10 protein-coding genes are annotated in these 7,864 nt (G+C 67.3%); 3 read left to right on the top strand and 7 right to left on the bottom strand.

Annotation, left to right across the window (positions count from 1 at the left end; translation table 11 throughout):
• Positions 1-281 (top strand): AMP-binding enzyme (locus ACLHHB_RS08855; protein WP_410217909.1); only part of this gene is annotated, 281 nt, incomplete at its 5' end.
• Between the two features lie 43 nt (positions 282-324).
• Here the strand turns inward: ACLHHB_RS08855 and aroA are convergent.
• Positions 325-1,665 (bottom strand): 3-phosphoshikimate 1-carboxyvinyltransferase, encoded by a 1,341-nt coding sequence (gene aroA / locus ACLHHB_RS08850; protein WP_410217908.1) that lies wholly within the window; start codon positions 1,663-1,665, stop codon positions 325-327.
• A gap of 117 nt (positions 1,666-1,782) precedes the next feature.
• On the opposite strand from aroA, the gene ACLHHB_RS08845 reads away from it, so the two are divergent.
• Positions 1,783-2,463 (top strand): DNA alkylation repair protein, encoded by a 681-nt coding sequence (locus tag ACLHHB_RS08845; protein WP_410217907.1) that lies wholly within the window; start codon positions 1,783-1,785, stop codon positions 2,461-2,463.
• Here the strand turns inward: ACLHHB_RS08845 and ACLHHB_RS08840 are convergent.
• Positions 2,451-2,939: a hypothetical protein gene (locus ACLHHB_RS08840; protein ID WP_410217906.1), complete on the bottom strand. Its 489-nt coding sequence runs from the start codon at positions 2,937-2,939 to the stop codon at positions 2,451-2,453. The genes ACLHHB_RS08845 and ACLHHB_RS08840 overlap by 13 nt on opposite strands.
• 119 nt (positions 2,940-3,058) lie before the next feature.
• Here ACLHHB_RS08840 and moaA point away from each other — a divergent pair, with 119 nt between their 5' ends.
• Positions 3,059-4,066, top strand: coding sequence for a GTP 3',8-cyclase MoaA (gene moaA, locus ACLHHB_RS08835; protein ID WP_410217905.1), 1,008 nt, complete (start codon positions 3,059-3,061; stop codon positions 4,064-4,066).
• 55 nt (positions 4,067-4,121) lie between these two features.
• On the opposite strand, the gene ispG is transcribed toward moaA, so the two are convergent.
• From ispG to ACLHHB_RS08810, 5 genes are all read right to left on the bottom strand, one after another.
• Positions 4,122-5,252 carry a flavodoxin-dependent (E)-4-hydroxy-3-methylbut-2-enyl-diphosphate synthase gene (ispG, locus tag ACLHHB_RS08830; RefSeq protein ID WP_410217904.1) on the bottom strand — a complete coding sequence of 377 codons (1,131 nt, stop codon included), beginning with the start codon at positions 5,250-5,252 and terminating at the stop codon, positions 4,122-4,124.
• Between the two features lie 64 nt (positions 5,253-5,316).
• Positions 5,317-5,982, bottom strand: a complete 666-nt coding sequence (locus tag ACLHHB_RS08825) for a thiamine diphosphokinase (protein ID WP_410217903.1) — start codon at positions 5,980-5,982, stop codon at positions 5,317-5,319.
• A complete protein-coding gene (locus tag ACLHHB_RS08820; RefSeq protein ID WP_410217902.1) occupies positions 5,979-6,191 on the bottom strand; it encodes a DUF2842 domain-containing protein in 213 nt (70 codons plus the stop codon). Before ACLHHB_RS08820 ends, ACLHHB_RS08825 begins: the two co-directional genes overlap by 4 nt.
• A 62-nt stretch (positions 6,192-6,253) precedes the next feature.
• Entirely contained in the window at positions 6,254-7,546 is a 1,293-nt protein-coding gene (locus ACLHHB_RS08815) for an adenylosuccinate synthase (protein ID WP_410217901.1), read from the bottom strand.
• A gap of 96 nt (positions 7,547-7,642) precedes the next feature.
• Positions 7,643-7,861: a SlyX family protein gene (locus tag ACLHHB_RS08810; RefSeq protein WP_410217900.1), complete on the bottom strand. Its 219-nt coding sequence runs from the start codon at positions 7,859-7,861 to the stop codon at positions 7,643-7,645.
• Positions 7,862-7,864 lie beyond the last annotated feature (3 nt).

The following is a 7,864-nucleotide window of genomic DNA, read 5'->3' as shown; positions in this document are numbered from 1 at the left end:
GCCTGCTGTGCCTGAAAAAGGGCGTAACGACGGACCACAACAAGATCGTGGCCGAGGTCGTCCGGCTTGTTCGGGACCGGATCGGGCCGGTGGCGGCCTTTCGGACCGCCTGCGTCGTGGACCGCCTGCCCAAGACGCGCTCGGGCAAGATCCTGCGCGCCACCATGGCCAGGATCGCGGACGGCGAAACGGTGCCCACCCCTGCCACCATCGACGATCCGGCGATCCTGGACGAGGTCAGGGCCGCAATGCAGGGCGTCGGCTATCCCATGGCCGTCTGAACCGGCAGGAGGGGGTGATCCCCCTCCGCCATGCCCGTCGATGTCAGGAGCTTGAGGTCAGATCCGCGCCAAGGCGCGTCATCAGCGGCACGAAATCGGGAAAGGAGGTCGTGATCGGCCCTGCATCGTCGATGCGCACCGGGTTCTCGGACGCCAGCCCCAGGACCAGGAAGGACATCGCGATCCGGTGGTCCAGATGCGTGACGGCATCGCCGCCGCCGGGAATCCGGGCCATGCCGTGGACGGTCATGCTGTCGCGCGTTTCCTCGACCCGGACGCCGTTTGCCTCCAGCCCGCGGGCCATGGCGTCGATGCGGTCGCTTTCCTTCACGCGCAGTTCGGCCACACCGTTCATGACCGTTGCGCCCTCGGCAAAGGAGGCGATGACCGACAGGATCGGGAATTCGTCGATCATGCTGGCCGCGCGTCCGGCCGGCACGGTGACGCCCTTCAGCGGGCCGTGGCGCACGACCAGATCGGCCACCGGCTCTCCGCCCTCTTCGCGCGGATTGTCAAAGGTGATGTCGGCGCCCATCTCCAGCAGCGTGACATAAAGGCCGTCACGTGTCGGGTTGCGGCTGACACCGGGCACCCGGATATGCGATCCGGGCACGATCAGCGCCGCCGCCACCGGGAATGCCGCGCTGGACGGATCGCGGGGCACGGCGACGGGCTGGGGACGCAGTTCGGGGCGGCCCGTCAGCGTGACCTTGTGGCCCTCATCCGTTGTTTCGGTCCGGATCTGCGCACCAAAGGCCGCCAGCATGCGCTCGGAATGATCGCGGGTGGGCTCGGGCTCGATCACCACCGTGTCGCCCGGAACGTTCAAGCCGGCCAGCAGGATCGCCGACTTGATCTGGGCACTGGCCACGGGGGTGCGATAGGTCAACGGCACGGGGTCGGTCGCGCCCTCGATGGTGATGGGCAGGCGGTCGCCGTCCCGGGCCGTGATGCGGGCGCCGAACTGCGACAGCGGGTTGGTCACACGGGCCATCGGACGCCGCGACAGGCTGGCATCACCGGCAAAGGTCGCCGTGACGGGCGTGGTCGCCATGGCGCCCATGATCAGGCGCACGCCCGTGCCCGAATTGCCGCAGTCGATCACGCCCTCGGGCGAACGAAAGCCGCCCACGCCGACCCCGTGCACCGACCATTCGCCCGGACCATGGCGCGTCACCTCCGCGCCGAACGCTTCCATGGCCTTGGCGGTGTCCAGCACGTCCTGCCCTTCCAGCAGGCCGGTAATCCGCGTTTCTCCCACGGCCATGGCGCCCAGGATCAGCGCGCGGTGGCTGATCGACTTGTCGCCCGGGATCTGCGCTTCGCCGTGCAACGGGCCGCTGCGGCGCGATGTCATGGGGCGGGGATCGGCGGAATGCGACATGGGGCTACCTCGTGTTTTCGCGCGTCTTCTAGCCCGGTGTCACGCCCCCTGCCACCATCTTCTTGAGGCTGTCAACCCGCGCGCCTAGAAAGAAGGTTGGACCGACAGGAGGATCGAATGCAGGAACTGGACCAACTGCGCGCCTTGGGCGACCCCCAGCACGCGGAACGCGTTGCGGCCCGACACAAGAGCGGTCGCGAGACCCTTGGCATCACCCCCGCCCGGCTGGAGGAGGTCGTGTCCGGCTGGCGCGAGACACTTGACGCCGAAAGCCGCGTGGCGCTGGCCCGTGGACTGTGGGACAGCAACATCCACGAAGCGCGCATCGCCGCCGCCCGGCTGCTGGTTCAGGCCCGGATGCGACCCGATGAGGAGGCATGGACCCTGATCAGGGACTGGACCCCGCAGATCGACGGCACCGATATCGGCGACGCGATTGCCGCCGCGGCGTCACGCCGGCTGGCGTCGGATCCGGCACGGCTGGACCAGATCGCGGAATGGCTGAACAGCCCCAACCCTTGGCAGCGGCGCGGGTTGCTGATGGCCACGCTTCCCTGGGCCAAGATGAACCACCCCAAGATGGCGGATGTCCAGATTCGCGAACGTGTTCTCGACTGGGCCCTGGCGCTGTCTTCCGACAGGCACGGAGCGGTGCGGCAGGCGGTCGAAACCTGGCTGCGCGACCTGACCAAGCACGACGCAGAACGCGTGGCGGCCTGGCACGAGGCGCGGGCCGCCATGCCCGCCCCTTCCCCAGCCGATCCCGCGCCCGATCCTGCGCCCGATCAGGACCTGTAGACCTCCAGCGTCGGCAGGTCGGTCAGTGCGACGCCCAGCAACTGCAGCGCGGGCAGGGATACTTGGCTGCCGCTGCCGCCGCCGCTCAGCGGGATCAGCTCGACCTTGGCAGACTTGCCGGTGGCCGGGTTCACGATGCGCCCCATGGCGCGCTCGCTGACCAGCGGTGTCTTGATCCAGAACCCTCCCTCGGACGGATTGCCGAGCGAGGCCACCGTGGTGCCAAGCCGCGCCTCGGCACTGGCCGGAGCCTGGGCCGCCGCGGCGCGCTGCTCGGCCGTGGTCGTGTCCAGCTGGGCGGGCGTCGCGCGTGCGGTCGGTCGGGGCGCGGGCGCGCGCGTGATGGCCGTTGCGGCCGCGACCTGCGCTTCGTTCGCCGCGGGCGCGGCGGGACGGTTGGTCATGCTGCCCATCTGGGCGCAGCCGGCCAAGGCCAGTCCCAGTCCGGTGACAAGAACAAGGGGGGTCATGCGCATCGGCGTCTCCTGCATCGGTTGTTCCCGCGCAGCTTAGACCCGAGCCCTGCGAAAGGTCCACTGGCGCTTGTGTGAAGCCAGCGCTTGTGAGCGGGCCCTCGCGCCCCTAGATTGACACCATGGAAAGCTCCGCCCCCCTTATCGATCCGTTCGCGCGCCCGATCAGCTATCTTCGGGTTTCGGTCACCGACCGCTGCGATTTCCGTTGCGTGTATTGCATGTCCGAACACATGCAGTTCCTGCCCAAGGCCGAGCTGCTGACATTGGAGGAGCTGGACCGCCTGTCGAGCGCCTTTGTCCAGCTGGGCGTGCGCAAGCTGCGCATCACTGGCGGCGAGCCGCTGGTCCGCCGCGGGATCATGGGCTTCTTCCGCCGCGCATCGCGCCACCTGGGCGCGGGACTGGATGAACTGACGCTGACCACGAACGGCAGCCAGCTGAAACGTCATGCGTCCGAACTGGCGGATTGCGGCGTGCGTCGGGTGAATGTTTCACTGGACACGCTGGACCCCGACAAGTTCGCGGCCATCACCCGCTGGGGCCGCCTGCCGCAGGTTCTCGACGGCATCGCTGCCGCCCGGGATGCCGGGCTGCGCGTCAAGATCAATGCCGTGGCACTGAAGGGCGTCAACGACAGCGAGTTGTTCGAACTGGTGAAGTGGTGCGGCGACGAGGGTCACGACCTGACCTTCATCGAGGTCATGCCGATGGGCGACCTGGGCAACGAGGACCGGCTGGACCAGTACTGGCCGCTGATGGACCTGCGCGCGCAATTGGCCGAGCGGTTCACGCTGATCAACCTTGCCGAACGGACCGGCGGTCCTGCCCGCTATGTCAGGCTGGCGGAAACGGGCCAGAAGATCGGCTTCATCACGCCGCTGACGCATAATTTCTGCGAAAGCTGCAACCGGGTCCGCGTCACCTGCACCGGAGAGCTGTTCATGTGCCTGGGTCAGGAAGACCGCGCCGACCTGCGTGCGCCCCTGCGCGACAGCGCCGATGACGAGCCTTTGCGCCAAGCCATCCGCGCCGCCATCGCGCGCAAGCCCAAGGGCCACGACTTTGATTATTCCCGGCAGACGGTGGCGGGCCAGATGACGCGCCACATGAGCCACACGGGCGGCTGACACGGGCCCCTGACCGGCGGGGGCGCGGAAGCCCCCTTGCCACTGCAGGATGCGCTTACTCGGCAGCCTCGGCTGCCGCCGCTTCGGCCTCCAGAACCTCGGCGCGCTTTTCCACCAGTTCGACGATGTGATCGATCATCTGGTCGTTCGACAGTTTGTGCGTCTGGCGGCCGGCCATGTAGACCATGCCGCTGCCCGCGCCACCGCCGGTAAAGCCCAGATCCGTCATCAGCGCCTCGCCGGGTCCGTTCACCACGCAGCCGATGATCGACAGGCTCATCGGCGTCTTGATGTGTTCCAGCCGCTTTTCCAGCGCTTCGACAGTCTTGATGACGTCAAAGCCCTGACGGGCGCAGCTGGGGCAGCTGATGATCTGGACGCCGCGGGTGCGCAGCCCCAGCGACTTCAGGATCTCGAAGCCGACCTTGACCTCTTCGACCGGATCGGCGGACAGGCTGACGCGGATCGTATCCCCGATCCCGGCCCAGAGCAGGTTGCCCAGACCCACCGCCGATTTCACCGTACCACCGACGAACCCGCCAGCTTCGGTGATTCCAAGGTGGATCGGCGCATCCGTCACCTCGGCCAGCTGCTGGTAAGCGGCAGCCGACAGGAAGACGTCGCTGGCCTTCACGCTGATCTTGAATTCATGAAAATCATTGTCCTGCAGGATCTTGATATGGTCGAGACCCGATTCCACCATCGCGTCCGGGCAGGGCTCGCCGTATTTCTCCAGCAGATGCTTTTCCAGGCTTCCCGCGTTCACCCCGATGCGGATCGAGCAGCCATGGTCCTTGGCGGCGCGGATCACCTCGCGGACGCGGCTCTCGTCGCCGATGTTGCCGGGGTTGATCCGCAAACAGGCGGCGCCCGCCTCGGCCGCCTCGATGGCGCGCTTGTAGTGGAAATGGATGTCCGCTACGATCGGCACCGGGCTTTCACGGCAGATTTCGCGCAGCGCTCGTGTCGTCTCCTGGTCGGGTGCCGAGATGCGGACGATATCCGCGCCCGCATCCGCGGCACGGATCACCTGGTCCAGCGTGGCGCGCACGTCATGGCCGTTCGTGTTGGTCATCGTCTGGACGCTGATCGGCGCATCGCCACCGACCGGCACGTTGCCGACCATGATCTGGCGGGATTTCCGACGCTCGATATTGCGCCAGGGACGGATCGGGTTCAGCGACATGCGGGCAGCCTCCGGGGGTTCCCCCTTCAGATAGGCCAAGACGGGCGCGACGACAACCGGCGGACTAGCGTGCGGGAGTGCGCAAAGCAGTGAGGACGGTGCCCAGGCAGTCGCGCGGCAGCATGACCAGCATCGGCCCCTCGACGCGCAGGGTGACCAGCCCGGTGGCGCGGTTCGAGGTACCGACCCGCCCGCCGGGGGCAAAGGCGATCCCTTCGATCGGCCATTCGAGACCGCTGCTGATCCCGCGCGCCGGGCCCATCGGATAAAGCGACACGCGCGTGCCCGGCATCAACGGCAGCAACAGCCGTGGCGGACAGGCAAAGACGACATCGTCCGATGCCAGCATCACCACCCGCGCGGCCGGAGGCGTCACCATGGCCGTCAGCGCCGCCAGCGTGTGATCCAGGCGAAGACCGGCAAATCCCACCGCCATGATCAGCGGCGCGCTGATCCGTGTCAGGCATTTGACGAAATCGGTGCTGTCCTGCTCGGTCACCTCCAGCACGCGTTCGGGTGGCAGCATGCGCCGCGCAGCGCCCGACAGGCTGTCCAGATCCCCGATCACCCAATCCGGTGCGCGGCCGAGGGCCAGTGCCCGGTCCGCACCCCCATCGGCCGCGACCAGCAAGGGCGCAACCCCCAGTGCAGTCGTCAAATCCGCAGGACTGACCGCGCCGCCACCGATGACCGTAACGCCCTGGTCATCGCGGATCGGCAGCCCGGTCATTCCCCCTTGCCAACGCCGGTGAACACCTTCTTGAACGGCAGGGCCCACAAGATGCCCAGCACGACATAGATCAGCACCTCTATCAGGATCGGCTGACGGCCGAACCGCGTATCCAGCCAGTTCATCAGCGTGACGGCGACCACGACATAGAGCGGCATCACCACGACAAGGACTAGGAGCGACAGCCTTTTGCGGGTTTTCAGGTCCATCGTTTCCTCGTCATCAGGTGAAAAAGGCCCGACGCGCCGGCCCCGGCGCGTCGCGGCTGGCGTCAATCCGCGAAGGGATCGGTTACCAGGATTGTGTCGTCACGTTCGGGGCTGGTTGAAAGCAGGGCCACCGGGCACTGGATCAGTTCCTCGACGCGGCGGACATACTTGATCGCGGCAGCAGGCAGGTCGGCCCAACTGCGCGCGCCGGCGGTTGATTCCTGCCAGCCGTCCATTTCCTCATAAATGGGCGTCACCCTGGCCTGAAGCGCGGCGGCGGTGGGCAGATAATCGTATTTCACGCCGTCGATCTCGTAGCCGGTGCAGATCTTCAGCGTCTCGAACCCGTCCAGCACGTCCAGCTTGGTCAGCGCGATGCCGTTCACCCCGCTGATCGCGCAGGTCTGGCGCACCAGCACAGCATCGAACCAGCCGCAGCGGCGCTTGCGTCCGGTGACGGTGCCAAATTCGTGTCCCCGCTCGCCCAGACGCTGGCCGTCACCATCGTGAAGCTCGGTCGGGAACGGGCCTTCCCCCACGCGGGTGGTATAGGCCTTGACGATGCCCAGCACGAAGCCGATCGCGCCCGGACCCATTCCCGTCCCCGAGGCCGCGGCGCCCGAAGTCGTCGTGGACGAGGTCACGTAAGGATAGGTGCCGAAGTCGATGTCCAGGAGCGACCCTTGCGCGCCCTCGAACAGGATGCGCTTGCCGGCCTTGCGGGCGTCGGCCATGATCTTCCAGACGGGCTGCGCATAGGGTAGCAGCTTGGGCGCGATCTCCATCAGGCGCGCCTTGAGATCGGCGCGGTCGATGGGCGTGGCGCCCAGGCCCGCCCGCAGCGCGTCGTGATGGGCCAGCAGGCGGTCCAAGCGCGCATCCAACGTTTCCTCGTCGCCCAGATCCGCGACCCGGATGGTGCGGCGGCCGACCTTGTCCTCGTAGGCCGGACCGATGCCGCGCCCGGTCGTGCCGATCTTGGCCTTGCCGGCCGCCTCCTCGCGCAGCTTGTCCAGGTCCTGGTGCAGCGGCAGGATCAGCGGCGTGTTCTCTGCGATCATCAGGTTCTCGGTCGAGATGGCGACGCCCTGCCCGGCCAGCTTGTCGATTTCCGAAAACAGCGCCCAGGGGTCCAGCACGACGCCGTTGCCGATGACCGCCAGCTTGTTCTCGCGCACGATCCCCGAGGGCAGCAGCGACAGCTTGAAGACCTTGTCCCCGATGACCAGCGTGTGGCCGGCATTGTGACCGCCTTGGAAACGCGCGATCACGTCGGCGCGTTCGGAAAGCCAGTCGACGATCTTGCCCTTGCCCTCGTCGCCCCACTGCGCGCCGACAACCACCACATTGGCCATGCGAGATCCTTTCGTTGTCCGAAACTCTTTTTCGTCCCGCCTCTAGCGCATCGGGGGATGCGGGGGAAGCCGCGATTTCGCCGCGGTCTGGCGGGTTCAGTAATGCGGCGGCCGCTGGTCGGCCAGGGGAACGGTGCCTGCCGCGTCGGCCTGACGCTCGGCCTCGACCTGCATCAGCAGGTCCATGCGGCGGGTCAGGCGCGACAGCTCGCGGTCCTGGCGGGCGATGACCTCGGACAGGTCCTCGGTCAGACGGGCCAGATGTGCCACCGTTTCTTCGAGCTGTTGAAGCCGGTCGCCCTGCTGCTTGTCCATGTG

This window comes from Paracoccus sp. (in: a-proteobacteria) (assembly GCF_046462195.1).
Lineage (GTDB): Bacteria > Pseudomonadota > Alphaproteobacteria > Rhodobacterales > Rhodobacteraceae > Paracoccus.
Note: the sequence above shows the minus strand (reverse complement) of the source record. Positions and strands in the feature narration are given on the sequence as shown.

Excerpts from the sequence above, each read along its gene's own strand:
- aroA (WP_410217908.1), bottom strand. The coding sequence starts at position 1,665 with ATGTCGCATTCCGCCGATCCCCGCCCCATGACATCGCGCCGCAGCGGC.
- ACLHHB_RS08845 (WP_410217907.1), top strand. The coding sequence starts at position 1,783 with ATGCAGGAACTGGACCAACTGCGCGCCTTGGGCGACCCCCAGCACGCG.
- ACLHHB_RS08840 (WP_410217906.1), bottom strand. The coding sequence starts at position 2,939 with ATGCGCATGACCCCCCTTGTTCTTGTCACCGGACTGGGACTGGCCTTG.
- moaA (WP_410217905.1), top strand. The coding sequence starts at position 3,059 with ATGGAAAGCTCCGCCCCCCTTATCGATCCGTTCGCGCGCCCGATCAGC.
- ispG (WP_410217904.1), bottom strand. The coding sequence starts at position 5,252 with ATGTCGCTGAACCCGATCCGTCCCTGGCGCAATATCGAGCGTCGGAAA.
- ACLHHB_RS08825 (WP_410217903.1), bottom strand. The coding sequence starts at position 5,982 with ATGACCGGGCTGCCGATCCGCGATGACCAGGGCGTTACGGTCATCGGT.
- ACLHHB_RS08820 (WP_410217902.1), bottom strand. The coding sequence starts at position 6,191 with ATGGACCTGAAAACCCGCAAAAGGCTGTCGCTCCTAGTCCTTGTCGTG.
- ACLHHB_RS08815 (WP_410217901.1), bottom strand. The coding sequence starts at position 7,546 with ATGGCCAATGTGGTGGTTGTCGGCGCGCAGTGGGGCGACGAGGGCAAG.
- ACLHHB_RS08810 (WP_410217900.1), bottom strand. The coding sequence starts at position 7,861 with ATGGACAAGCAGCAGGGCGACCGGCTTCAACAGCTCGAAGAAACGGTG.